Consider the following 24,100-nt stretch of genomic DNA (forward strand, 5'->3'; position numbering starts at 1 on the left):
AATCCTGGACGGCCGTTATGCACGCCGGCTGGTAAAACTGTGACGCGATATGAATACCTCACCGTCATCTGAGCCGAGCACAATCCCGAATGAAGGAGGTTGCTTGCAGGCAAGCGTGGCCGCTATTGTGCTGATCTCTCTAGTCCGTCCAAGGATCCTTCTCCGATGAGTGCACCGCGTACCGCTGTCCCGATCAAGGCCGTGATTTTCGATATGGACGGTTTGCTGCTGGACACTGAAGGCATCTATACCGAAGTCACCCAGATCATCGCCGAGCGCTACGGTCGCACCTATGACTGGGGGATCAAGCAGCACATCATCGGGCGCGGCTCACAGGATCTGGCGGAGTACGTCGTCAAGGCACTGGACCTGCCGATCACCCCGGCGGAGTTCCTGGAAATCCGCGAGCCGCTGATGAGCGAGCGTTTCCCCAAAGCCCTGGGCATGCCGGGCGCCGAGGCGCTGGTGCGGCATTTGAAGGCGCACAATATTCCGATTGCCGTGGGCACCAGTTCGTCGCGAAACTCGTTTGGTCACAAGACCACTTTGCACCGCGAATGGTTTGGCCTGTTCGGCACCATCGTCACTGCTGACGACCCGGAGGTCGGCGCCGCCAAGCCTGCGCCGGACATCTTCCTCACGGCCGCCCGCCGCCTGGGCGTGGCGCCGCAGGATTGCCTGGTGTTCGAAGACTCGCCGTTCGGCGTCACGGCTGCCAAAGCCGCGCAGATGACGGCCATTGCGGTGCCCGATGAAGCCATGGCCGACAGCAAGTACCAGCATGCCGATCAGATCATCCGCAAGCTGGCGGACTTCGACCTGGCCGCCTATGGCCTGCCGCCTCTGCCTTGAACAGGCAGATCTGATCTTCAGCGGCTGAACGTGCCCGGCCAGCCAATGACTTTCTTCGGCCTCGGCGTCGCGTAGGTGCGCACCTTCGAGGTCGACAAGCCCAGGCGCACAAGGCCCTCGGCAATCGTCACCGCCGCGGTCACGCCGTCCACCACCGGCACGCCGGTGCGCTGGCGGATCTGTTCGTCAAGGCCGGCCATGCCGCCACAGCCCAGGCAGATCACCTCGGCCTTGTCCTCGGTAATTGCCAATTGGGCCTGGCGAACGATGGCTTCCATGGCGGCCAGCGGATCTTCCTCCAGTTCCAGCACCGCCATGCCACTGGCACGCACCGACGCACAGCGCTGATACAAGCCGGCGAGTTTCAGCCGGTCTTCAATCAGCGGCACGGTGCGGTCCAGGGTGGTCACCACCGAATACGCATGGCCCAGGAACATCGCCGTACTGGCGGCCGCTTCGGTGATGTCCACCACCGGCACGTTCAACAATTCCTGCAGTCCCTCGCGTCCATGCTCGCCATAGCCGGCCTGGATGACCGCATCGAACGGCTGGTCGTAGGCCATCACCCGGTCCATCACCGCAATGGCCGCCAGGTAGCTTTCGAAATTGCCCTCCACCGACTCGGCGCCAAAGTAGGGCGTGAGTCCGACAATCTCGGTGCCCGCGCAGGCCACGGTCCGCGCCTGCTCGGCGATGGCGTCGGTGATGGATTGGGTGGTGTTGACGTTGACCACGAGGATGCGCATGAAACCTCCTTGACGAGTGACAGACGTCGCCTCAAGCCTTGCTGATGATATTCCCGGCATGCAGCCCGCATTCCTTCTGCGTTGCCTCTTCCCACCACCAGCGACCTTCGCGCTCATGCTGATTCGGCAACACCGGGCGCGTGCACGGCTCGCAGCCAATGCTGATAAACCCGCGCTCATGCAGGCTGTTGTACGGCAACTCCAGCATGCGGATATAGCCCCAGATTTCTTCGCTGGTCATCTGCGCCAGCGGGTTGAATTTGTACAGGGTGCGCTCAGGTGTGGAAAAGGCCGTGTCGATTTCCAGCACCGCGACCTGGCTGCGCGTGCCGGGGCTCTGGTCGCGGCGCTGGCCGGTGGCCCAGGCGCTGACGCCGGACAGCTTGCGGCGCAGCGGTTCGATCTTGCGTATGCCGCAGCACTCGCCGTGGCCGTCCCGGTAGAAGCTGAACAGGCCCTTTTCCTTGACGAAGGGTTCCAGCTTGCTCTGGTCCGGCGAGATCAGTTCGATGTCGATCTTGTAGAAATCGCGTACCTGCTCGATAAACCGGTAGGTCTCCGGGTGCAGGCGGCCGGTGTCGAGGCTGAACACCTTGACGTTCTTGTTCAGCTTCCAGGCCATGTCCACCAGCACCACGTCTTCGGCACCGCTGAAGGAAATCCACAGGTCATCACCAAACTGGCTGAAAGCCAGCTTGAGAATGTCCTGGGCAGACTTGTTGGCATAGGTCGTGGCGAGTTCAACGACGTCGAAGGCTTGGTTCATCAGGACGGTTCCTACAGGTCAGTGGCGCTGAGCGCTCTATAGGGGAGCGATGGTATCAAAATCAGCCCGGGGTTGCGGGGCTGCGCTTGAGCCATCGGGTCCGCCAACTGGCTGCCGGTATTCGGCGGCTCTGATGACCTGTTCTGCTCAAACGCCTGCCAGCAGCCGCTCATAAGGAATGCTCAAGCCATCGTGCAGACGCTTGATCATGGCCAGGCTCAACTTGCGCTTATGATTCAAAACTTCCGAGACCCGCCCACTGGTCCCGATAAATGGCTCCAGGTCGCGGGCTGTCAGGCCCATTTGCTCCATGCGAAATTTGATCGCTTCCACTGGATCCGACGCAGGCATGGGAAAATGTTCCGCTTCGTATTTTTCGATGAGCACGGCGAGAATTTCCAGTTCGTCGCCCTCGGGTGAGCCGATCTGCGCTCCCCATAGCTGCTCCACTCGCGCGAGCGCGGCGGTCAGGTCTTCAGGGGTATGAATGGGTTTAATGTTCATCACACGGTCTCCGCGTTTATTTGATCGTATTGCGCATGAGTGCCTAAAAAGCGTATGAACCCAAGCTGGCGTTGATAATCGATGGCCATGATGACTCGATATTTGTTGCCGCCTACGTTGAAGACGACCCTGCCAGCCTTGAGAATGCTCGCTTTTCTGAGCCTTGCCTTCAGCGCCTGTGGCGTCGGGTAGGTGGCGTTCTCCATGTACCGATACAGTTCGACCAACGGCGTTCTCGCGTCGGCATGGTTTGGGTGGCTTTCCCAGAACCGTCGAAAGGTCGATAGCGCGATTATTCGCATCGTGCAGACCTCCCGATTTGGGAGATTAGGCGTGGGCAGAACGGGATGCAACTCCGGAAACAAATTCTGACGAGTAGGCAATCGCCTATGTGATCCTTCACAGACGGCGCATAGGCAGTAGCCGCCGACGCTATAGGCGTGCTGGCGGGCCGTCCACAAACGTACTGATTCAGGTTTTTTCGTGCCTTGCGCTTCGTGAGGTCAGAGGCCGGAGTGCCGGGGGGACTACAGGCTTTCCAGCGTCTGTAACAAAACCCGTACCTTCGTCATCGACTCCTGATACTCCGCCTCCCACTGCGAATCCGCCACAATCCCGCCGCCGCCCCAGCAGCACACCTGATCATCCTTGACCAGCAGGCTGCGGATGGCGATCGAGCTGTCCATCTCGCCACGTACGTCCAGGTACACCAGCGAGCCGCAGTACAAGCCGCGTCGGGTGGGTTCCAGCTCGTCGATGATCTGCATGGCGCGGATCTTCGGTGCGCCAGTGATGGAGCCGCCGGGGAAGCTGCCGGCGATCAGGTCGAGTGCGTCCTTGTCGCTTGCCAGCTCAGCGGTCACGCTGCTCACCAGATGGTGCACGTTGGGGTAGCTTTCCAGGCTGAACAGTTCCGGCACTTTGACCGAACCGGTGCGGCAACTGCGGCCCAAGTCGTTGCGCAGCAGGTCGACAATCATCAGGTTCTCGGCGCGATCCTTGGGGCTGGCCAGCAGTTCGGCGGCGTTGGCCGCATCTTCCTCTGGCGTGAGGCCGCGCGGTCGGGTGCCTTTGATCGGCCGGGTTTCGACCTGGCGCCGGCTGATTTTGACAAAGCGTTCTGGCGACAGGCTCAGCACCGCGCCATGATCGGGCAGGCTCTGGAAGCCGGAAAATGGCGTTGGGCAAGCCTCGCGCAGGGCGCAGTAGGCCGCCCACGGATCGCCAAGGCAGGGCGCGCGAAAGCGTTGCGCGAAGTTGACCTGGTAGCAGTCACCGGCCTGGATATAGTCGTGGATACGCGCGATGGCATCGCGATAAGCCTCGGCACTCAGGTCCGGTGCCATGGGACCACGGAGCTTGAAACTGGCCTTTGAGGCCGCGACCGGCTGATTGAATACGTCAATTAGCCGTTGCCGTTCGCTCTCTGGCAGGGCTGGGTGAAACACCAGCTGGCTGGTCTGCACCAAGTGATCACTGACCAGCGCCCAGGCATACAGGCCAAGGCGTGCGTCCGGCAGGTGGAGGTCGTCCGCAGCCAGCTGCGGCATCTGCTCCAGATGGCGACCGAAGTCGTAGCTCAGATAACCGATCAGGCCGCCGGCAAACGGTAATTCGTAGCCGGCGGGCACATTTGCTTCACCTAACTGGGTCAGGCTTTTGCGCAAGCGTTGCAGAAAATCGCTGCCGCTTTCGTCCGGCGCTACCGTCAGAGTGGCCTGCGGCCAGGCGCTCAGCAGGTCATACCGCCCGCGCTCGGCTGTAGGCCGGCCGCTGTCCAGCAGCACCGCGCCGGGGGCATGGCGGATCGCCGCAAAATACTGGGCGGGGTTTGCCTGGTAAGGCAACGGGTGGACGGAGCAGGTCGACATGCGGGGGGAGCCTTGACGGCAGCTAAAAGCTACAAGTTGCTAGCTTAAAGCTGAAAGTTAAAACGCAGTTGCTCTTTCTTGACGCTCACAGCTTGCAGCTTTCAACCGGCGAAAGCTGCAATATGCCCGAACATTTCCTGCGCAAACCTCACTCGCTCCTCCGGCGTTTCCGTCACGCCAGCGGCTTTCAGGGTTTCCAGACGCGCTTCCACGGCATGGGTGCGCAGGGTCAAGCCGCAGTCGTTGGCGATCTGAATGTTCAACCCCGGCCGCGCATTCAGCTCCAGAATCAGCGGGCCTTTCTCCTGGTCCAGCACCATGTCCACGCCGATATAGCCCAGCCCGCACAACTCATAGCAGCCGGCTGCCAGCTTCATGAAGCCGTCCCAGTTGGGCAACTGCACGCCGTCCACGGCGTTGGTGGTGTCCGGGTGCTTGGTGATGATGCTGTTCAGCCAGGTGCCGCGCAGGGTCAGGCCGGTGGCCAGGTCCACGCCAACGCCGATCGCGCCCTGGTGCAGGTTGGCCTTGCCGCCGGACTGACGGGTCGGCAGCCGCAGCATGGCCATGACCGGGTAGCCCATCAGCACGATGATGCGGATGTCTGGCACGCCTTCGTAGCTGATGCTCTTGAAGATCTGGTCGGGCACCACACGGTATTCGATCAGCGCGCGGTCGCGGTGCCCGCCCAGGGAATACAGGCCGGTCAGGATGCTGGATATCTGGTGTTCGATTTCTTCATGGCTGATGATCTTGCCCGACACCGTGCGATAGCGCCCCTCAAAACGGTCCGCCACCACCAGGATGCCGTCACCGCCGGCGCCCTGGGCCGGTTTGATCACGAAGTCACTGCGCCCGCCGATGATCTCGTCGAGCTTGTCGATGCCTTTTTCGGTGGAAATCACCCCGTACATTTGCGGCACGTGCAGGCCGGCGGCCAGCGCGCGCTCCTTGGTGATGATCTTGTCATCCACCAACGGATAAAGGCTGCGCTTGTTGTACTTGAGCACGTAGTCGGCGTTACGCCGGTTGATGCCCATGATCCCGCGCGCTTCGAGGGCCTTCCAGGTCTTCCAGAAACCGAACATTACTGGTCAGCCTTCAGGAAAGCTTTGAAACGCACCAGCTCGGTCAGGCGGTAGCCGCGATAACGACCCATGGCCAGCATGAAGCCCACCAGGATCAACAGGATCGCCGGGAAGGTGAACACGAAGTAGATCAACTCCGGCACGCTCATGATGATGTGCGCCAGCGACGCCGCGAACAGCGTGCCGATCGCCACTTTCAGTGCGTGGTTGGCGCCGCGTTCTTCCCAGGTGATCGACAGGCGTTCGATGGTCATGGTCAGGATCACCATCGGGAACAGCGCCACCGACAGCCCGCGCTCCAACCCCAGTTTGTGGCTGAACAGACTGATGGCCGCAATCAGCACCACCACGAAGGTCAGCACCACCGACAGCCTTGGCAGCATCTGCAGCTTCAGGTGCTCCAGGTAAGAACGCAACGACAGCCCCAGCGCCGTGATAATCGTGAACAGCACAATCCCGAAGCCCAACTGCGTCTCGCGGAACGCCAGGGCAATCAGCACTGGCGTGAAAGTGCCCAGGGTCTGCAGGCCGATCAGGTTGCGCAGGATCAGGATCACCAGCACGCCAATCGGGATCATCACCATGATCATGAATGTCTGCTGCGTCTGCAGCGGCAGGCCGTACAGCGAGTATTCGAGGAAGTTGGCGTCGGTGTTCTCGTCCGTCAGCTTGGCCAGGCGGATCGCGTTCATCTCGCTGTTGTTCAGGCTGAAGGTCACCAAGGCTTTCTTGCCGCCGTCCACGGTGATCAGGTTCTCATCGCCGGTCCACCACAACAGGCGGTCGGCGGGCAGGCCCTGTTCGCCGGTTTCCGGATTGAAATACAGCCAGTCGCTGCCGTTGAAGCTGCGCAGCCACAGTTCCGGGCTTTGCGGCTGGTCGGCGACCAGGCGAATGGTGTGGACCTTTTCCACCGGCACATGGGCGATGGACAGCAGCAGCTCGACGATCTTGGCTTTGTGCGCCGTGGACGGGTCGCCCGCCAGCAGCAGCTTCACGTTGTCGTCGCTGAGGTTGTTGGTGCGCTTGATCGCCTCGGTGATGAAGGTCTCGACGTCCGCCGAGTGCTGGCGGATCGGCGCCAGCAGGGCTTCGGCAGCGATTTTTTCCGGGCCTTCCACGGCAATGCTGTCGCGGAAGGTCGGACCCTTGACCTTGATCTTTTCGCCGCTGTAGCGCTTGGTCAGCACCAGGCGGTAATACAGCGTCTGGTTGCCCTTGGCGCGGCGTGCCGACCAGGTGACCTTGCGGTTGCCATCGGTGCGGTTGACGCTGACCCCGTAGTTGTTCGAGATGAAGCTCTCGTTAAGGCTCACGAAGTCGCGGCTCAGGGGCGGCACGAACATCTGGATCTTCACCGGGTCTTTCGGATTGGCGACAAACTCGACCTTGGCGTCGATGTTCCACAGATCGTCGGTGGCATCCTCGGTAACAGGAATGCCCAGCACGAAGATCTGGTAGCAGGTGACCGAAATACCCAGCACCACCAGGATGGCGATGAGGATTTTCAGGTGCAGGGTCAAAGAGCGCATTCGGTTTACTCGGCGGTATGAGCGTCGGCGGCGCAGGCAGGCTTGCCCGCTGCGTATTTAAGACTGGGGTCGACCAGCGCATCAAAGCGTTTAAGCGCTTCGGAGCCGATCAACAGCGGGTATTGGAAGGCACTTCGGTCAGTCAAGTTCACTTCTATGCTGCGCAAAGCGCTGCCCATGCAGATATTCAGGGCAATCACCGGACGGGCGGTGTAGTTCTTGTCTTCATCCGGGTCGTAGTCACCGGCCCGGCGCTTGATTTTGCTGACGCGAGCCAGAGGCCGTTCGATGGGGTGGGAATGGGCGGTGTCGATGGCCAGGTAAAAGCGCACCCAGGATTCGCCGTTGCGTTTGAAACGCTTGATATCGCGGGCGCTGAGGGAGGCGGTCTTGGCACCAGTGTCCAGTTTGGCGGCGACTTCAAGGTCGATGCCGGCCAATTGTGCGTATTCGTTGAGGCCATACACGGTTTTCTCGGCAGCGACGCCAAGGCCCGGTGCGGCCAGCAGGCACATCAATAAAAGGAAGGGCTTGAGTCTCATAGATCCTGAGGCGTGCAATGCGATGTTCGATTCAAGGCGACTGGCATTGCTGCGCAAACTCCCTCGTGCGCCATTTCATCCAGTGATGTCAGGCAAAAGCGGCGGGCATTCTAACATGATGCTTTTTCGACGCCAGCGCTGGCAGGCGGCCATGTCCTGCCAGAGCGCGCCGGAGGTTATTAGACGATTGTCGACAATGTGGATTTATTCTTTGACTAAGTGGGGTTGATTGGCTAGTTTTTGCGACATTGCTTTTAAAGGTGTCGACAATATGCTGGATCAGCTGCAAGCCACGGTGCCGGCCCAAGACGATTCCCAGACCATGTCCGAGAACGTGTTCCGCCGTATCCAGGCCGCCATCGTCAAGGGCGAGATCGCCCCCGGCAGCAAGATCTCCGAGCCGGAGCTGGCGCGCACCTATGGCATCAGTCGCGGGCCGTTGCGTGAAGCGATCCACCGTCTCGAAGGCCAGCGCCTGCTGGTGCGGGTGCCTCACGTCGGCGCGAGAGTGGTGTCCTTGAGCCACGCCGAGCTGGTCGAGCTCTACGAAATCCGTGAATCCCTCGAAGGCATGGCCTGTCGCCTCGCCGCCGAGCGCATGACCGACGTCGAGATCGAAGAACTGCGCGAGGTGCTGCACACCCATGAGCGCGACGAAGCTTTTCAAGCTGGCCTGGGTTACTACCAGCAGGAAGGCGACTTCGATTTTCATTACCGGATAATTCAAGGCGCCGGTAACCGCACCCTGACCCAAATGCTCTGCGGCGAGCTGTATCAACTGGTGCGCATGTACCGCATCCAGTTTTCCGCCACGCCCAATCGCCCACGCCAGGCCTTTGCCGAACATCACCGCATTCTTGACGCGATTGCCGAGCGCGACGGTGAACTGGCCGAACTGCTGATGCGCCGCCATATCGGCGCTTCCAAACGCAACATTGCCCGTCACTTCCCCGACGGTGCCGCCCAATCACGAGGTGAGTCATGAGTTCCAACACTAAAAGTACGCCGGGCCAGCGTTTCCGTGACGCCGTCGCCAGCGAGCACCCTTTGCAGGTGGTCGGCGCGATCAACGCCAACCACGCCCTGCTGGCCAAGCGCGCCGGCTTCAAGGCGATCTACCTGTCGGGCGGCGGCGTCGCCGCCGGCTCCCTGGGCGTGCCGGACCTGGGGATCACTGGCCTGGACGACGTGCTCACCGACGTGCGTCGCATCACCGACGTGTGCGACCTGCCGCTGCTGGTGGACGTGGACACCGGTTTCGGCTCCTCGGCGTTCAACGTGGCGCGCACCGTCAAGTCCATGATCAAGTTCGGCGCCGCCGCCATCCACATTGAGGATCAGGTCGGCGCCAAGCGCTGCGGTCACCGTCCCAACAAGGAAATCGTGTCCCAACAGGAAATGGTCGACCGCATCAAGGCCGCCGTGGACGCGCGCACCGATGACAGCTTCGTGATCATGGCGCGCACCGACGCGCTGGCCGTCGAGGGATTGGAGTCCGCCCTGGAGCGCGCCGCCGCGTGCATCGAGGCCGGCGCCGACATGGTGTTCCCCGAAGCCATCACCGAACTGGAGATGTACAAGCTGTTCGCCTCGCGGGTAAAAGCGCCGATCCTGGCCAATATCACAGAGTTCGGTTCGACCCCGCTCTACACCACCGAACAGTTGAAATCTGCCGATGTTTCCATCGTGCTGTACCCGCTCTCGGCCTTCCGCGCCATGAACAAGGCCGCCGAGAATGTCTACACCGCGATCCGTCGCGACGGCACCCAACAGAACGTGATCGACACCATGCAGACCCGCATGGAGCTCTATGATCGTATCGACTACCACACCTTCGAGCAGAAGCTCGACGCGCTGTTCGCCGCGAAAAAGTAACGAACGCGCCGCCCTGAATAACGACAAAAATTGGAGAACGAACATGGCTGAAGCAAAAGTGTTGAGTGGCGCCGGCCTGCGTGGCCAGGTGGCCGGGCAGACCGCGCTGTCCACCGTGGGCCAGGCCGGCGCCGGTCTTACCTACCGTGGCTACGACGTACGTGAACTGGCCGCCGACGCGCAGTTTGAAGAAGTGGCCTACCTGCTGTTGTACGGCGAACTGCCAACCAAAACCGAATTGGCTGACTACAGCAAAAAACTGAGCAAGCTGCGCGACCTGCCGCAAGCCTTGAAGGAAGTACTCGAACGCATCCCCGCCGACGCCCACCCGATGGACGTGATGCGCACCGGCTGCTCGTTCCTCGGCAATATCGAGCCGGAAAAGGACTTCAGCGCGCAGCACGATGTCACCGACCGCCTGCTCGCCGCCTTCCCGGCGATCATGTGCTACTGGTATCGCTTTAGCCACGAAGGCCAGCGCATCGACTGCGCTACTGACGAGCCGAGCATCGGCGGCCATTTCCTGCACCTGTTGCATGGCAAGAAACCCAGCGACCTGCACGTCAAAGTGATGAACGTGTCGCTGATCCTCTACGCCGAACACGAATTCAACGCCTCCACCTTCACCGCACGGGTGTGTGCCTCGACCTTGTCCGACCTGTATTCCTGCGTCACCGCGGCCATCGGCTCACTGCGCGGCCCGCTGCATGGAGGCGCTAACGAAGCGGCGATGGAAATGATCGAGCGTTTCGGCTCGGCCGAAGAAGCGGTGGAGGGCACCCTCGGCATGCTGGCGCGCAAGGACAAGATCATGGGGTTTGGCCACGCGATCTACAAAGACAGCGACCCGCGCAATGAAGTGATCAAGGGCTGGGCGAAAAAACTCGCCGACGAAGTAGGCGACAAGGTGTTGTTCCCGGTCTCGGAGGCCATCGACAAAACCATGTGGGACCAGAAAAAACTGTTCCCCAACGCCGACTTCTACCATGCCTCGGCGTACCACTTCATGGGCATCCCGACCAAGCTGTTCACGCCGATCTTTGTCTGCTCGCGCCTTACCGGCTGGGCCGCGCACGTGTTTGAGCAGCGTGCCAATAACCGCATCATCCGTCCAAGCGCCGAGTACATCGGCGTCGAGCAGCGCAAGTTCGTGCCAATCGAACGTCGCTGAGTGGAGAAACCGCTGATCTCGGGGTGAAAACGGTTTAAAAAGGTGGGAGCGAGCAAGCCCGCTCCCACATTTTGATCGTATTCCACCTTGAATCAGCAGCGGTTCTTCCTTTTGCAACTACCGTGACCGAGTCCTGACGATGAACACTGAATTTCGCAAACCGCTCCCCGGCAGCCGTCTGGATTACTTCGACACCCGCGCGGCCGTCGAAGCCATTACCCCCGGCGCCTACGCCAGCTTGCCCTACACCTCCCGCGTGCTCGCCGAAAACCTGGTGCGCCGCTGCGACCCGGCCACCCTCAACGCGTCCCTGAGCCAACTGATCGAGCGCAAGCGCGACCTCGACTTTCCATGGTTTCCGGCCCGCGTGGTGTGCCACGACATCCTCGGCCAGACCGCGCTGGTCGACCTCGCCGGGCTGCGTGACGCCATCGCCCTGCAAGGTGGCGACCCGGCGCAGGTCAACCCGGTGGTGCCGACGCAGTTGATCGTCGATCACTCCCTGGCCGTCGAAGCCGGCGGTGCCGACCCGGACGCGTTCGAGAAAAACCGCGCCATCGAAGACCGCCGCAACGAAGACCGCTTCCACTTTATCGAGTGGAGCAAAAAAGCCTTCAAGAACGTCGACGTGATCCCGCCGGGCAACGGCATCATGCACCAGATCAACCTGGAGAAAATGTCCCCGGTGATCCAGGTGCGCGACGGTGTGGCCTTCCCGGATACCTGCGTCGGCACCGACAGCCACACTCCGCATGTGGACGCGCTGGGCGTTATCGCCATCGGCGTCGGCGGTCTGGAAGCCGAAAGCGTGATGCTGGGCCGCGCGTCGTGGATGCGCCTGCCGGAAATCATCGGCGTCGAGCTGACCGGCAAGTTGCTGCCGGGCATCACCGCCACCGACATGGTGCTGGCGCTGACCGAGTTCCTGCGCAAGCAAAAAGTGGTCGGTGCATGGCTGGAGTTCTTCGGCGAAGGCGCTGCGAACCTCACCCTGGGCGACCGCGCGACCATCTCCAATATGGCCCCGGAATACGGCGCCACGGCGGCGATGTTCTACATCGACCAGCAGACCATCACCTACCTCAAACTCACCGGCCGTGAAGACGAACAGGTCGCCCTGGTCGAGCAGTACGCCCGCCACACCGGCCTGTGGGCCGATGACCTGAAGGGCGCGCACTACGAGCGCGGCCTTACGTTCGATCTGTCCAGCGTGGTGCGCAACATGGCCGGGCCGAGCAATCCTCACGCCCGTGTTGCCACCCGTGACCTGGCCTCCAAAGGCATCAGCGGCCAATGGGACGAAGTGCCAGGGCAGATGCCTGACGGCGCGGTGATCATCGCCGCCATCACCAGCTGCACCAACACCAGCAACCCGCGCAACGTGATCGCCGCCGGCCTCTTGGCGCGCAACGCCAACCGGCTGGGGTTGACGCGCAAGCCGTGGGTCAAGTCGTCCCTGGCACCGGGCTCGAAAACCGTGGCCATGTACCTGGAAGAAGCCGGCCTGGCTGACGAGCTGGAAAAGCTCGGCTTTGGCGTGGTGGCTTTTGCCTGCACCACCTGCAATGGCATGTCCGGCGCGCTGGACCCGCTGATCCAGCAGGAAATCATCGACCGCGACCTGTATGCCACCGCCGTGTTGTCGGGCAACCGCAACTTCGACGGGCGGATTCACCCGTACGCCAGGCAAGCATTCCTGGCTTCGCCGCCGCTGGTGGTGGCCTACGCGATTGCCGGCACCATCCGCTTCGACATCGAAAAGGATGTGCTCGGGCTCGACGCCCAGGGCAATGAAATCCGCTTGCAGGACCTCTGGCCAAGCGATGAAGAGATCGACGCGGTGGTCGAGGCTTCGGTCAAACCGGAGCAGTTCCGCGCGGTGTACATCCCGATGTTCGCGATTCACGAAGACACCGGCCCCAAGGTGGCGCCCCTTTATGACTGGCGCCCGCAAAGCACCTATATTCGCCGCCCGCCGTATTGGGAAGGCGCGCTGGCCGGGGCGCGGCCGCTCAAGGGCATGCGCCCGCTGGCGGTGCTGCCCGACAACATCACCACCGATCACCTGTCGCCGTCCAACGCCATCATGCTCGACAGCGCCGCTGGCGAATACCTGGCGAAAATGGGCCTGCCGGAAGTCGACTTCAACTCCTACGCGACCCACCGGGGCGACCATTTGACCGCCCAGCGCGCCACCTTCGCCAACCCGAAGCTGTTCAACGAAATGGTGGTGGAAAACGGCAAGGTCAAGCAGGGCTCACTGGCGCGCGTCGAACCCGAAGGCCAGGTCACGCGCATGTGGGAAGCCATCGAAACCTACATGCAGCGCAAGCAGCCACTGATCATCATTGCAGGCGCTGACTATGGCCAGGGCTCGTCCCGCGACTGGGCGGCCAAGGGCGTGCGCCTGGCCGGGGTGGAAGCGATTGCCGCCGAAGGCTTCGAACGCATCCACCGTACCAACCTGGTGGGCATGGGCGTGCTGCCGCTGGAGTTTCTGCCGGGCACCGACCGTCACACCCTGCAGATCGACGGCAGTGAAACCTATGACGTGCTCGGCGCGCGCACTCCGGGTGCGCAGTTGACCCTGGTGATCAATCGTAAAAATGGCGAACGTGTCGATGTGCCGGTGACCTGCCGTCTGGACACCGCCGAAGAAGTATCGATCTACGAGGCGGGCGGCGTGTTGCAGCGTTTTGCCCAGGACTTCCTGGCATCGACGGCGACCGCTTGAGGGGGCTAACCATGGCACATGCAGCGCAAATCAGAATCCCCGCCACCTACATGCGTGGCGGCACCAGCAAGGGGGTGTTTTTCAGCCTCCAGGACCTGCCCGCCGCGGCGCAGGTGCCCGGCGCGGCGCGCGATGCCCTGTTGTTGCGGGTGATCGGCAGCCCCGACCCCTATGACAAGCAGATCGACGGCATGGGCGGCGCGACCTCCAGCACCAGCAAAACCGTAATCCTGTCCCGCAGCAGCCGCGTCGAGCATGACGTGGATTACCTGTTCGGCCAGGTCGCCATCGACAAGCCCTTCGTCGACTGGAGCGGCAACTGCGGCAACCTGTCGGCGGCGGTCGGTGCGTTTGCCATCAGCGCCGGGCTGGTCGATGCCGAGCGCGTGCCGCACAACGGTGTGGCCGTGGTGCGCGTGTGGCAGGCCAATATCGGCAAAACCATCATTGCCCACGTGCCGATCACCGACGGTGCGGTGCAGGAAACCGGCGACTTCGAACTGGACGGCGTGACGTTCCCGGCCGCCGAAGTGCAGCTGGAATTCATCGATCCGGCGGCGGAAGAGGAGGGCGGTGGTGGTGCGATGTTCCCCACCGGCAACCTCGTCGACGAGCTGCAAGTGCCCGGCGTTGGGACCTTCAAGGCGACGTTGATCAACGCCGGTATCCCGACGATTTTTATCAACGCCGCAGACCTCGGCTATACCGGCACCGAACTTCAGGGCGCGATCAACGGCGACCCCAAGGCCCTGGCGATGTTCGAAATCGTGCGCGCTCACGGCGCGCTGCGCATGGGCCTGATCAGCCACCTGGACGAGGCCGCCCAGCGCCAGCACACGCCGAAAGTGGCGTTCGTGGCCAGGCCTTCGGACTACGTGGCCTCCAGCGGCAAGTCGATCAAGGCCGCTGACGTGGACCTGCTGGTGCGCGCGCTGTCCATGGGCAAGCTGCACCACGCCATGATGGGCACGGCGGCGGTGGCGATTGGCACCGCAGCGGCGATTCCCGGGACCCTGGTCAACCTGGCGGCAGGCGGCGTGGAGCGTAGCGCGGTGCGCTTCGGGCATCCCTCCGGCACCCTGCGCGTGGGCGCCGAGGCCACTCAGGAGAACGGTGAATGGGTGGTCAAAAAAGCCATCATGAGCCGCAGTGCGCGGGTGCTGATGGAGGGCTTCGTACGCGTCCCTGGCGATGCGTTCTAACACCCTGCACCGTCCCGAGAACCGCCGTGGCGAGCTAACAGTTCCGGCATCTGGCAACCTGTTTTTTACTCGAAACAGGTTGCTACTTACGACGCCTGAACAGGTGGAACTTCTTCCAGATAAACACCCAATCAGGTAGCCATGAGGCTTGCTCCAGCAGGCTTTGTGAACCCCCTACCTGAATCCTGGAAGTACCTATGACCCGCATAAATACTCAGCCACAAACGCCTTATACCCCTGGTTACGACATGTCGCCCAATCCGGCCCCCGTCCGTCATGAGCACAGCGCGGATGACAATGAATATTCGGCTGCCACTCAGGACCCGACGCCGCCCCGTAACGTCATGACAGCCCAACAGCGCGGTAACTTTTCGAGTCACACTGCACTGGTCAACCACGGGCAAATGAAAGGCGCTGAAACCGGCCAACTGGCGCAACTGACCCGACAAAATCAAGCACTCAATGAGAAGTTCAACGCATTGATCGCCAAGTTTGAGTCGATGATAAAAGGACTTCAGCAGCGAATCGCCGACCTGACCCGGCAACTTGAACGCCCGAAAGAAGCCACTCAAGAAACCCCTTTTGATAACGGCGGCCAAGTCAGGCATGCCACAGTCGAGAGGCAGAACCCTGCGCAGACGTCCGATCTTGAAGCACTGAGCAGCCAAAACGATCAATTTTACCAGCATGTCAATGAGGCACTCAGGAGGCTCGCGGGGCTGCTGAAAGAGCTGAATCAACAAATTGATGGTTTGTTCCAAAGGATCAGCGGAGCGGGTGGCTCCGCCAACGATACTCCGACCCTGCCGGCGGATGACGCCAAGACCATTGAGTCGGACGGCCTGCAGCCTCAAGCACCTGCCGCCAGGAAAAGCGAAGAAACGACTCCGGCCACCCAGCCAGCAGCGTCTGCCACCCGCACCATTGAAGAGTTGATGAGAGAAAACGAGCAGCTCAACACCCACCTTGATAAATCGGCAGAGGCTTACGAGCAATTCATTGCCCAACTTCAGCAGAAAGTTGACAGCTTGAGTCAGCAGGTCAGTCAACAAAAGAAATAGGCTTCAGCACGTTGCGATTAAATGCAGGGGCTGCCCCGTGCATTTAATCGCGTCAGCACCGAGGTTCATTCAAACCGCAGTATGACCCTACGGTTGTGCTTGCTCTTCTTTTCGATCTTCTCGCAGAACACCTGGCCGATTTCCTTGGTGTTGGCCACATGGGTGCCGCCGCACGGCTGGATATCGACGCCGGCGATGTCGATCACCCGCACCGAGCCCTGAATCACTGGCGGTGCCACCGCCTGGGTACGGGTGATCTGCAGCAGCGTGGCGTACTCCGATGCCGGCATCGACAGGTTTTTTACTTCGTGGGCCTGTTCGATCAGCGCGTTCAGGTCGCGGGTGATGCTGTCCTTGTCCAGAGTCATTTCCGGCAGGTCGAAGTCCAGGCGGCCCTTGTCGGCGCTGATGCTGCAGCCGGTCACCGGCGCATCGATGATCGAGCACAGCAGGTGCAGGCAGGTGTGCATCTTCATGTGCCGGTAGCGCCGGTCCCAATCAATTTCAGCGTTCACCTGCACGCCTGCGACCAACTGCTCAGGGCATTGTTGCACCTGGTGCCAGATGATCGCGCGCGATACCGGGTCGCGCACGGTGCCGATCACCTCGACACGCGAGCCATCGGCCAGGATGAGGTGGCCGGTGTCGCCCGGTTGCCCGCCGCCAGTGGGATAGAACAACGTGTGCTCCAGGGCGATACCCTGTTCACCAACGGCAGTGACCCGGGCGCTGAACGTGTTCTGGTAGGGCGCGCTGTCGAACAGCGCCAGGGTTTCCAGGGTGTTCACGGACATGTTCAACCTCCGACGATCGATGGGCTGGCCTGCAACACCGAGCGCACCATCGCACTCAAGCCCGGCGGCGACAGCAGGGTGATTTCAAACTCCGGCCCACAGACTTTCAGGTTCAGCGGCAGGCGTGGCAGCGGGTAGTTCGGTTCGGTGCGATGCAGGCGAAATTGCAGGTGGTGGCGCTCCTTCATTGTGGGCTCCAACATCAGCCCGGGCAGGGGATGAAAATCGGCGTCCAGCACCGTGACCTTGTGTCCGGCGGTGATTTCACCGACCACATGCAGGCGCTCCTCCAAAGCGAATGCGCCGAGGTAGGTACTGTGCTCCGACGCATCGTTCTTCTGCATCTGGATCTGGTTGACCACCTTGACCTTGGTGCCCGCCGGCACGTCCTGGGTGATCACGCAGGACGGGCTGATAAACACGTTGTCGCCAATCAGCACGTAGCCCAGCACCCGTGCGCCGGAGCCGATCTCGACGTTATTGCCCAGGCGCGGGTGGCGCTTGCCGTCGGGGTTGTTGGCAATGCCACGCGCGCCGAGTGTCACGCCGCAGAGGATGTAGCAGTCGTTGCCGATTTCGCAGGTTTCGCCGATCACCGTGCCGTAGCCGTGGTCGAGCACAAATCGCCGCCCAATGCGCGCCGCCGGGTGAATGTCGGCGCCGGACAGCATCTTGCCCTGGTTGCTCAGGTGCGAGGCGATGTGCGCAAACGCCCCGTTGGCCTGGTCCGGAAAATTCCACACACGGTGCGCGAGCCGGTAGTACAACACCGCCTTGAACGAGGCGTAGGACTCCAGGATCAACTCGCCGCGCCCGCGTGAAGCCGGGTCGCGACTGGCGTAGGCGATCAGGTCTTCGGCCACCGCCTGCGCCGCGTCCTGGATCAATGGCGCCAGGTGCGCTTCGAGCTGCTTCATCTGCGCGGGCGTGAGCGTCTTGATGAGGTGCGTGAGCAGCTCATCGTGCAGCAGTTGCATGTCGATAAAGCCCCCCATGGAGCCACCTCCGCAGTCTGGATAGTTGGAAGGCCGGTTACTCGAAGTTTGGCAGGTAGCTGTCGGCATTGTCGTAGACCATGGTCAGTACCACCGTTTCAGGCGGCAGTTCGGGGGCAAGTTGGGCGATGGCGACCATGTTGGCGGCCGAGGACAGGCCCAGGCTGATGGCGTCGGTGCGCATGATACGTTTGATCATGTCGACGCACGCCCGGTGCGAGACCTTGAGCATGCCGTCGATCACGTCCAGGTTGAGAATGCTTGGGATCAGCCCGATCGACAGGCCCTGAATGTCGTGCGGCGCATGCCGGTCGTTGAGCAGGTCGCATTCTTCGGGCTCCACGCCCATCACGCGCAGGCCCGGCCACGCGGCCTTGAGGGTTTCGCCGATGCCCGTGATATGGCCCCCGGTGCCGATGCCGCTGACGAAATAGTCCGCACGCAGCTCACCGAAATCGCGCAGGATCTCCGGCGCGGTGGTGTCGCGGTGGGTCTGCGGGTTGGCACCGTTGCGTTGCTGGTTGAGCATCACGTAGCTCGGGTTTTCCAGCTGCAACTCCATGCATTTCTCGCCGTGGGAGTTGTTGCCCAGGCGGCTGTCCGACAACACCACTTTGGCGCCGTAGAGGCGCAGCAGTTTCTGTTTTTCCGGACTGTAGTTGTCGGGGATCACCAACACCACTTTGTAGCCCAGCACATTGGCGGCCATTACCAGGCCGATGCCGGTATTGCCGCCGCTGGGTTCGATCAGGGTTTGCCCGGAATCACGGATGAGCACGCCACGGCGTTCGGCGTCGAGAATCATGCCCAGGGCAATGCGCGCCTTGTGGCTGCCGCCGGGGTTGAGGGATTCGAGCTTGGCGTAGACCTCGATGCCGAGGTCTTCGGAAAACTGCGCCAGGCGCACGGTCGGCGTGTGGCCGATGGCGTCGATAATCGAGTTATGCAACATCGCTCTGCCCCCCGCTCAATACAACGGCATGTCGGGTTCGACGTCGCGCACCCAGTGTTTCATGCCGCCCTGCAGCACCTTGGTGTTGGCAAAACCGGCCGCCAGCAGGGTACTCGCCGCCTGCTCGGCGCGCGTGCCGGCGTAGCAGATCAGGTAATGAGTGTTGTCGCGGCTCAGGCGACCGAGCTGCGAATCCAGTTCGTCGAGAGGGATGTGCACCACGCCCGGTAGTTTGCACACCTCCAGCTCGCTGGCATCGCGCACATCCACCAGCACATCGGCGCTGCTCGGGTGTTCCAGCACTTGCTTGAGGGTGCGCGGCTTGATGTAGCGCTCTTCGGCCAGGGACGGCTGGGGCGCCACGGCGTCGGCACAGACTGCCGGGGCAATGGTGTGGCTGCGGCGCTGCGCTGAGCAGCACGGGCAATCGGCGCGGCGCTTGAAGCGCACTTCAGTGAATTTCATCGCCAGGGCATCGAAGCGCATCAGGCGCCCGGACAACGGCTCGCCAATGCCGATCAGCAGCTTGATCGCCTCGGTGGCCTGGATCATCCCCACCACCCCCGGCAGCACGCCGATCACCCCGCCAGCGCTGCAGTTGGGCGCAAGTTCGGCTGGCGGTGGGCTGGGAAAAAGGCAGCGATAGCACGGCCCGCCCTGGTGGTTGAACACGCTGATCTGGCCGTCGAAGCGATAGATGGCGCCGTACACCAGCGGTTTGCCCAGCTGTACGCAGGCATCGTTGACCTGGTAGCGCGTATCGAAATTGTCGGTGCCGTCGATCACCAGGTCGTAGGCGTCGACCAGCTCAAGGGCGTTATCGGCGTTGAAAGCGGTGTCGTGGGTGTTGATCCGGATATGGCTGTTGAGGTCCTGCAGGCGTCGTTTGGCGGACTCGACCTTGGGCAGGCCCAGGCTGCTGTTGCCATGAACGATCTGGCGTTGCAGGTTGCTGCTTTCCACCACATCGAAATCCACCAGGCCCAGGGTGCCGATACCGGCGGCGGCCAGGTACAGGCTGATGGGCGAGCCCAGGCCACCGGTGCCAATGATCAGCACCCTGGCCTTCTTGAGCTTCAACTGACCCTCGCGACCGACGCCGGGCAGGGTGATGTGCCGCACGTAGCGTTGCACTTCTTCATTGCTCAGCGTGTCGACGTCCATGCCGCCGGACGTGGCGAGCAGCACCTCGATCCGGGCTTTTTCCGGCAGTGGCTCGTCGGCGTCGATCAAGGCTTCTTCAGCGGTGAACAGAAAGTGTTCCTTGAGCTGGTTGTTCTTCTCGTGAAACAGGTGCGCGCGCAACTGCGGGTAGCGGCTACACAGGTTTTCCATGACCTCGCGCAATGTCGATCCGGCGCTTTCGAGGGTCGACTCCGGCAACTTGGCCACGCGAACCAGAATGTCGGGGAAAGAGACAGCGTTCATGGACAGCTCCGCATGCAAGTCGTTGAAAGGGGTGAGTGCGAAATGCTTGCCATCCCAGGCAAACAGTTTGGAGCCCAGGGATTGGCCCTGGCGGACATCGACCACGAGGTAACTGACCGGGTGGATCGGTTCGCCCATGAACAGCGCCTTGTCCTGGTCTTCATCGCTGAAATAGGCGCCGACATCCGGGTGCGAGTGGTAGATCACCACCACCGGGTTGTCGCTGCGCAACGCCTTGTTCAGCAGCAGGGTGTCGGCCACGGCAAAGGTGTAGCCGTTGGCCGCGCTGCGTGGGTACCTGTCGGGGTTTTTGCGGTGCAGTTCGTTCTGGATATTGCTGCCCGGGTACACGCTGCCATCGGCGAAAACGAAACCGCAGCACTCTTCGGGGTAGCAGCGGTCGGCGTGGGCGTAGATCTGTTCCAGGGCGGTGGGACGAAGGACATCCATGTTGCTCTCGCGTCGTGGTGGAAGGCTCAATTTTTCTTGGCCAGGAGTTTTTCGATGGGCAACTTGGTGATCGCAAAACCGGCCAGCAGGATCGCCGAGTAGAGCATCAGGTCACGGGACAGCGCCACGCCCTCATACCACGCGCCGATGATCACCGCGAACACCGGGAAGATGATGAACACAAACGACAGAATGATCGGACTCAGGCGCTTGAGCAGCATGAAGTACACGATGAAGCCGCCCACCGACGCCACCAGCCCCAGGTAGAACAGCGCGCTCCAGGAGCGCAGGGTAATGTCTTCGAACGTCGGCGTTTCAAACCACAGACCGGCCACGAACAGCATCAGGCCGGCAATCCCGATGGGCAGGGTGTTGTAAGTGATCACGCTGATGGCGCTGCCTTTTTGCTTGGTAATCACATAACACAACGCATGCATGATCGCGGCGGTGAGGATCGCCAGCACGCCGAAGAACTCGGCGTGATCCAGGTGCAGGCCCTGGCTGCGGATGATCATGTAGAGACTGCCGAAACCGATACCGATCCCGACCACCTGGGAAAAGTAGATGCGTTCACGCAAGAACAGCGCGGAAAAAATCAGGATGAACACCGGCATGCAGCTGAACAGCAGGGCGGTGAGGCCCGACGAGACATGCATCTCGCCGTAGTTGAGCAAGTAATACGGAACGCTGAAGTAGGACAGCGTCACGAATACGAAAAACCAGCGGCTTTCCCGGGGAAACAGGATTGGCTCGCGGCGCACCCTGGCAAAACACAGGAACAGCGGGAACGCGATCAGAAACCGCAGGCCGGCCGATGTGAGCGGTGGCACGCTTTCCACCGCAATCTTGATGCCCAGCCAAGTGGTGCCCCAGCTCAGGCACACGATAAGAAACATCACGCTGGTTATCAGGCCAGGCAGCCACTGTTTGGGCGTTTTTGTTTTGGCGGTGTTTTCGAGAACTGCGGACATTGGCATCGTTTATTGCTTCCCTGAGCCGACATTGAACTCTATATTGAGCGTGTAACAAGCAGTAAAAATCGGCGATTGAACCCGTAAAAGCACACTATTAGGGCGAAAGATGACTGTCAAAACAAATATTGACATGGTGTCAATTATGCGTGAGGGGTTGTCCAACGGTCAGGGCGTCAAGTACAAGCGCCTGTCCGATGTCATGGAGCGCGGCATCCTTGAAGGCCTGATTGAACCGGGACGAAAACTGCCGCCCCATCGGGTGCTTTCGGACAATCTGGGCGTCACCATTGGCACCATCAGCCGCGCCTACGGTGAGCTGGAGCGCCTGGGGCTGGTAGTGGCGCGGGTCGGCGATGGCACCTTCGTGCGCAAGCGCGGAATGGAGCGCCAGCGCGATGAAGGTTTTCGCAATGTCAGCGAGGAGCCGCGCCAGTACTTCGACATGAGCCGAAACATGCATATCCCCGGGCAGGAGACGGTGTTCCTGGCGCAGAGCTTCCAGACCCTGTCGACCAACGCCAAGTTTCTCCAGGAAATCAGCGCCTACACCCCTGACGCAGGCCTGCCGCGCTACCGCGAAGCCGGTGCGCAGTGGCTGGTACAGCGCGATTTTCATCCGATTCCCGAGCAGGTCATCTGTGTCAATGGCGGTCAGCATGGCTTGCTCTGCGCCATGATGGCTCTGCTGCGGGCTGGCGATACGGTGGTCACCGAGCAACTGACTTATCCGGGATTGATCACCGCGGCACGCATGCTCGGTATCCGCCTTATCGGCCTGGAGATGGATGAAGAGGGTGTGCTGCCGGGTGCGCTGGATGAAGTCTGTCGTAATCACCGAATTTCTGCGTTGTACTGCACACCTACTATTCAGAATCCTACGACGGCGGTGTTGTCGGTGGCGCGCCGTGAGGCGCTGTCCAAAGTCTGCCGTGAACACAATTTGTTGATTTTTGAGGATGAGGCCCACGGCGTTCTGGTGGAGGACCGGCCGCCGCCCCTCAGCTATTTCGCGCCCGAGCGTACGATTTTGATCAGCAGCCTGAGCAAGGCGGTGTCAGCCGGGCTGCGCGTGGGCTATGTGCATGCGCCGCCCGCGCTGGTCAGCCGCATTTCCGCCGCCTTGCGCTCCACCTGCTGGATGGCCACGCCAGTGACCCTGGAACTGGCCACCCAGTGGATCGAAAACGGCACGGCGGAGTACCTGTTGCGCCAGCAGATCAGCGAGATCAGCCGGCGCAAGGCGCTGGTGCAGGATTTGCTGGCGGGCCTGGCTTACCGCACCCACCTCAACAGCCCGCACTTCTGGATCGAAGTGCCGGAGCCCTGGCGCGCGTCGGAGATCGAAGCCGAACTCAAGCAGAACAATTATCTGATCGCCACCGCAGAAGCCTTTGCCGTCGGGCAGACGGCGGTGCCGCAGTTTATTCGCGCGAGTATCTGCAACACGTCGGGGGATGATCAGTTGTTGCGGGCGGGGTTCGATGCGTTGGCAACGGCGTTGGGGCAGGGTGGGGGAAGGTTCCATCTGTAAGGCTGATCAGGCTTTTTGTGGGAGGGCACAAGCCCCCTCCCACAAGTCATGTGGGCATTGATTACTTGAATCTGCGCTCGACACCTTTCTCCACCAGAATCTTCGCCGAGATCTCTTCCACCGAAAAATGCGTGGAGTTGATATGCGCAATATTTTCGCGACGGAACAGATTTTCCACTTCACGCACCTCGAACTCGCATTGGGCATAGCTCGAATAGCGGCTGTTGGGCTTGCGCTCGTTGCGGATCGCGGTCAGGCGGTCCGGGTCGATGGTCAGGCCGAACAGCTTGTGCGAGTGCGCGCGCAGGGCGGCGGGCAGGGTCAGGTGTTCCATGTCGTCTTCGGTCAGCGGGTAGTTGGCCGCACGGATGCCGAATTGCATGGCCATGTACAGACAGGTCGGCGTCTTGCCGCAACGCGATACGCCCACCAAAATCAGGTCGGCCTTGTCGTAGTAGTGCGTGCGCGCGCCGTCGTCGTTGTCGAGGGCGAAGTTGACCGCCTCGATACGCTCCATATAGTTGGAGTTGTGCCCGATGGAGTGGGACTTTCCTACCGAATAAGAAGAATGTTCGCTCAGCTCCTGCTCCAGCGGCGCCAGGAAGGTGGAGAAGATGTCGATCATGAAACCATTGGAGGTCGCGAGAATCTCACGAATGTCCTGGTTGACGATGGTGTCGAAAATGATCGGGCGGCAGCCGTCTTTTTCAGCCGCCAGATTGATTTGTTGTACCATGGCCCGCGCTTTGTCCACGCTGTCTATATAAGGCCGGGTGAATTTGGCGAAGGTAATGTTTTCGAACTGCGCGAGCAGGCTTTGGCCCAGGGTTTCGGCAGTAATGCCGGTGCCGTCGGAGATAAAGAAAGCAGATCGTTTCATTTGAGCCCTGGGCCTTAAGCTGATGGCGAATCTTGGATATGATAGGCGCGATTTTGCTGTCCCGCAGTGGGCCGCATTCTCACTTATTTTCCAGGCCCAGGCCACAAGCGCTGGCGAATGCTCCTACAGAGCCGCTGGCGTCCATGAGCTTT

At 61.3% G+C, this 24,100-nt stretch carries 22 protein-coding genes; 8 read left to right on the forward strand and 14 right to left on the reverse strand.

Annotated features, from left to right (window positions below):
- The first annotated feature begins 165 nt into the window (after positions 1-165).
- Positions 166-852, forward strand: a complete 687-nt coding sequence (locus TU75_RS09070; RefSeq protein WP_060548736.1) for an HAD-IA family hydrolase — start codon at positions 166-168, stop codon at positions 850-852.
- 17 nt (positions 853-869) lie between these two features.
- On the opposite strand, the gene TU75_RS09075 is transcribed toward TU75_RS09070, so the two are convergent.
- The 8 genes from TU75_RS09075 to rloA all read right to left on the reverse strand — a co-directional run bounded on the left by TU75_RS09075 (position 870) and on the right by rloA (position 7,901).
- Positions 870-1,598 (reverse strand): aspartate/glutamate racemase family protein, encoded by a 729-nt coding sequence (locus TU75_RS09075; protein ID WP_060548737.1) that lies wholly within the window; start codon positions 1,596-1,598, stop codon positions 870-872.
- 31 nt (positions 1,599-1,629) lie between these two features.
- Positions 1,630-2,364, reverse strand: coding sequence for a phosphoadenylyl-sulfate reductase (locus tag TU75_RS09080; RefSeq protein WP_003230278.1), 735 nt, complete (start codon positions 2,362-2,364; stop codon positions 1,630-1,632).
- Positions 2,365-2,511: 147 nt separating this feature from the next.
- The gene (locus TU75_RS09085) at positions 2,512-2,868 is read right to left on the reverse strand and encodes a helix-turn-helix domain-containing protein (protein WP_003230279.1); all 357 of its coding nucleotides are present in this window, start codon (positions 2,866-2,868) and stop codon (positions 2,512-2,514) included.
- Positions 2,868-3,170 (reverse strand): type II toxin-antitoxin system HigB family toxin, encoded by a 303-nt coding sequence (locus tag TU75_RS09090; RefSeq protein WP_060548738.1) that lies wholly within the window; start codon positions 3,168-3,170, stop codon positions 2,868-2,870. Before TU75_RS09090 ends, TU75_RS09085 begins: the two co-directional genes overlap by 1 nt.
- Positions 3,171-3,395: 225 nt before the next feature.
- Positions 3,396-4,739, reverse strand: a complete 1,344-nt coding sequence (gene pabB / locus TU75_RS09095) for an aminodeoxychorismate synthase component I (protein ID WP_015372689.1) — start codon at positions 4,737-4,739, stop codon at positions 3,396-3,398.
- Between the two features lie 101 nt (positions 4,740-4,840).
- Complete coding sequence (locus tag TU75_RS09100; protein WP_060548739.1) at positions 4,841-5,827, reverse strand: alpha-L-glutamate ligase-like protein; 987 nt, start codon at positions 5,825-5,827, stop codon at positions 4,841-4,843.
- Complete coding sequence (gene rloB / locus TU75_RS09105; protein ID WP_060548740.1) at positions 5,827-7,359, reverse strand: osmotic stress tolerance membrane protein RloB; 1,533 nt, start codon at positions 7,357-7,359, stop codon at positions 5,827-5,829. Before rloB ends, TU75_RS09100 begins: the two co-directional genes overlap by 1 nt.
- Before the next feature lie 5 nt (positions 7,360-7,364).
- Positions 7,365-7,901 (reverse strand): retropepsin-like aspartic peptidase RloA, encoded by a 537-nt coding sequence (gene rloA / locus TU75_RS09110; RefSeq protein WP_003230286.1) that lies wholly within the window; start codon positions 7,899-7,901, stop codon positions 7,365-7,367.
- A gap of 271 nt (positions 7,902-8,172) precedes the next feature.
- Here rloA and TU75_RS09115 point away from each other — a divergent pair, with 271 nt between their 5' ends.
- The 6 genes from TU75_RS09115 to TU75_RS09140 all read left to right on the forward strand — a co-directional run bounded on the left by TU75_RS09115 (position 8,173) and on the right by TU75_RS09140 (position 15,944).
- A complete protein-coding gene (locus tag TU75_RS09115) occupies positions 8,173-8,886 on the forward strand; it encodes a GntR family transcriptional regulator (RefSeq protein WP_003230287.1) in 714 nt (237 codons plus the stop codon).
- Positions 8,883-9,776: a methylisocitrate lyase gene (prpB, locus tag TU75_RS09120; RefSeq protein ID WP_003230289.1), complete on the forward strand. Its 894-nt coding sequence runs from the start codon at positions 8,883-8,885 to the stop codon at positions 9,774-9,776. The genes TU75_RS09115 and prpB overlap by 4 nt, the downstream gene beginning before the upstream one ends.
- Positions 9,777-9,819: 43 nt before the next feature.
- Positions 9,820-10,947 carry a bifunctional 2-methylcitrate synthase/citrate synthase gene (gene prpC, locus TU75_RS09125; RefSeq protein WP_060548741.1) on the forward strand — a complete coding sequence of 376 codons (1,128 nt, stop codon included), beginning with the start codon at positions 9,820-9,822 and terminating at the stop codon, positions 10,945-10,947.
- 139 nt (positions 10,948-11,086) lie between these two features.
- Positions 11,087-13,681 carry a Fe/S-dependent 2-methylisocitrate dehydratase AcnD gene (gene acnD, locus TU75_RS09130; RefSeq protein ID WP_015372686.1) on the forward strand — a complete coding sequence of 865 codons (2,595 nt, stop codon included), beginning with the start codon at positions 11,087-11,089 and terminating at the stop codon, positions 13,679-13,681.
- 11 nt (positions 13,682-13,692) lie between these two features.
- Complete coding sequence (prpF, locus tag TU75_RS09135) at positions 13,693-14,883, forward strand: 2-methylaconitate cis-trans isomerase PrpF (RefSeq protein ID WP_060548742.1); 1,191 nt, start codon at positions 13,693-13,695, stop codon at positions 14,881-14,883.
- Between the two features lie 197 nt (positions 14,884-15,080).
- Complete coding sequence (locus TU75_RS09140; protein ID WP_231981920.1) at positions 15,081-15,944, forward strand: coiled-coil domain-containing protein; 864 nt, start codon at positions 15,081-15,083, stop codon at positions 15,942-15,944.
- Between the two features lie 65 nt (positions 15,945-16,009).
- Here TU75_RS09140 and TU75_RS09145 read toward each other — a convergent pair whose 3' ends face one another.
- The 5 genes from TU75_RS09145 to TU75_RS09165 are packed head-to-tail and all read right to left on the reverse strand — an operon-like array spanning position 16,010 to position 21,534.
- Positions 16,010-16,738 (reverse strand): alanyl-tRNA editing protein, encoded by a 729-nt coding sequence (locus TU75_RS09145; protein ID WP_060548743.1) that lies wholly within the window; start codon positions 16,736-16,738, stop codon positions 16,010-16,012.
- Between the two features lie 2 nt (positions 16,739-16,740).
- Positions 16,741-17,733, reverse strand: a complete 993-nt coding sequence (locus TU75_RS09150; protein WP_060548744.1) for a serine O-acetyltransferase — start codon at positions 17,731-17,733, stop codon at positions 16,741-16,743.
- A gap of 37 nt (positions 17,734-17,770) precedes the next feature.
- Positions 17,771-18,685 carry a PLP-dependent cysteine synthase family protein gene (locus TU75_RS09155; protein WP_003230301.1) on the reverse strand — a complete coding sequence of 305 codons (915 nt, stop codon included), beginning with the start codon at positions 18,683-18,685 and terminating at the stop codon, positions 17,771-17,773.
- A 15-nt stretch (positions 18,686-18,700) separates the two neighbouring features.
- Complete coding sequence (gene moeB / locus TU75_RS09160) at positions 18,701-20,563, reverse strand: molybdopterin-synthase adenylyltransferase MoeB (protein ID WP_060548745.1); 1,863 nt, start codon at positions 20,561-20,563, stop codon at positions 18,701-18,703.
- Between the two features lie 26 nt (positions 20,564-20,589).
- Positions 20,590-21,534: a DMT family transporter gene (locus TU75_RS09165; RefSeq protein ID WP_003230305.1), complete on the reverse strand. Its 945-nt coding sequence runs from the start codon at positions 21,532-21,534 to the stop codon at positions 20,590-20,592.
- Between the two features lie 109 nt (positions 21,535-21,643).
- On the opposite strand from TU75_RS09165, the gene TU75_RS09170 reads away from it, so the two are divergent.
- Entirely contained in the window at positions 21,644-23,068 is a 1,425-nt protein-coding gene (locus TU75_RS09170; protein ID WP_032869684.1) for an aminotransferase-like domain-containing protein, read from the forward strand.
- A gap of 61 nt (positions 23,069-23,129) precedes the next feature.
- Here TU75_RS09170 and ppsR read toward each other — a convergent pair whose 3' ends face one another.
- Positions 23,130-23,948 carry a posphoenolpyruvate synthetase regulatory kinase/phosphorylase PpsR gene (ppsR, locus tag TU75_RS09175; protein WP_003230310.1) on the reverse strand — a complete coding sequence of 273 codons (819 nt, stop codon included), beginning with the start codon at positions 23,946-23,948 and terminating at the stop codon, positions 23,130-23,132.
- Between the last annotated feature and the right edge of the window lie 152 nt (positions 23,949-24,100).

Source organism: Pseudomonas poae (genome assembly GCF_001439785.1).
GTDB lineage: Bacteria > Pseudomonadota > Gammaproteobacteria > Pseudomonadales > Pseudomonadaceae > Aquipseudomonas > Aquipseudomonas poae.

What these genes read in the sequence shown, in the direction of transcription:
- TU75_RS09070 (WP_060548736.1), top strand. Translation starts at nt 166, where the DNA reads ATGAGTGCACCGCGTACCGCTGTCCCGATCAAGGCCGTGATTTTCGAT.
- rloA (WP_003230286.1), bottom strand. Translation starts at nt 7,901, where the DNA reads ATGAGACTCAAGCCCTTCCTTTTATTGATGTGCCTGCTGGCCGCACCG.
- acnD (WP_015372686.1), top strand. Translation starts at nt 11,087, where the DNA reads ATGAACACTGAATTTCGCAAACCGCTCCCCGGCAGCCGTCTGGATTAC.
- TU75_RS09150 (WP_060548744.1), bottom strand. Translation starts at nt 17,733, where the DNA reads ATGGGGGGCTTTATCGACATGCAACTGCTGCACGATGAGCTGCTCACG.
- rloB (WP_060548740.1), bottom strand. Translation starts at nt 7,359, where the DNA reads ATGCGCTCTTTGACCCTGCACCTGAAAATCCTCATCGCCATCCTGGTG.
- moeB (WP_060548745.1), bottom strand. Translation starts at nt 20,563, where the DNA reads ATGGATGTCCTTCGTCCCACCGCCCTGGAACAGATCTACGCCCACGCC.
- prpC (WP_060548741.1), top strand. Translation starts at nt 9,820, where the DNA reads ATGGCTGAAGCAAAAGTGTTGAGTGGCGCCGGCCTGCGTGGCCAGGTG.
- TU75_RS09085 (WP_003230279.1), bottom strand. Translation starts at nt 2,868, where the DNA reads ATGAACATTAAACCCATTCATACCCCTGAAGACCTGACCGCCGCGCTC.
- TU75_RS09170 (WP_032869684.1), top strand. Translation starts at nt 21,644, where the DNA reads ATGACTGTCAAAACAAATATTGACATGGTGTCAATTATGCGTGAGGGG.
- pabB (WP_015372689.1), bottom strand. Translation starts at nt 4,739, where the DNA reads ATGTCGACCTGCTCCGTCCACCCGTTGCCTTACCAGGCAAACCCCGCC.
- TU75_RS09155 (WP_003230301.1), bottom strand. Translation starts at nt 18,685, where the DNA reads ATGTTGCATAACTCGATTATCGACGCCATCGGCCACACGCCGACCGTG.
- prpF (WP_060548742.1), top strand. Translation starts at nt 13,693, where the DNA reads ATGGCACATGCAGCGCAAATCAGAATCCCCGCCACCTACATGCGTGGC.
- TU75_RS09140 (WP_231981920.1), top strand. Translation starts at nt 15,081, where the DNA reads ATGACCCGCATAAATACTCAGCCACAAACGCCTTATACCCCTGGTTAC.
- TU75_RS09075 (WP_060548737.1), bottom strand. Translation starts at nt 1,598, where the DNA reads ATGCGCATCCTCGTGGTCAACGTCAACACCACCCAATCCATCACCGAC.
- TU75_RS09115 (WP_003230287.1), top strand. Translation starts at nt 8,173, where the DNA reads ATGCTGGATCAGCTGCAAGCCACGGTGCCGGCCCAAGACGATTCCCAG.
- TU75_RS09100 (WP_060548739.1), bottom strand. Translation starts at nt 5,827, where the DNA reads ATGTTCGGTTTCTGGAAGACCTGGAAGGCCCTCGAAGCGCGCGGGATC.
- TU75_RS09080 (WP_003230278.1), bottom strand. Translation starts at nt 2,364, where the DNA reads ATGAACCAAGCCTTCGACGTCGTTGAACTCGCCACGACCTATGCCAAC.
- TU75_RS09145 (WP_060548743.1), bottom strand. Translation starts at nt 16,738, where the DNA reads ATGTCCGTGAACACCCTGGAAACCCTGGCGCTGTTCGACAGCGCGCCC.
- TU75_RS09090 (WP_060548738.1), bottom strand. Translation starts at nt 3,170, where the DNA reads ATGCGAATAATCGCGCTATCGACCTTTCGACGGTTCTGGGAAAGCCAC.
- TU75_RS09165 (WP_003230305.1), bottom strand. Translation starts at nt 21,534, where the DNA reads ATGTCCGCAGTTCTCGAAAACACCGCCAAAACAAAAACGCCCAAACAG.
- ppsR (WP_003230310.1), bottom strand. Translation starts at nt 23,948, where the DNA reads ATGAAACGATCTGCTTTCTTTATCTCCGACGGCACCGGCATTACTGCC.
- prpB (WP_003230289.1), top strand. Translation starts at nt 8,883, where the DNA reads ATGAGTTCCAACACTAAAAGTACGCCGGGCCAGCGTTTCCGTGACGCC.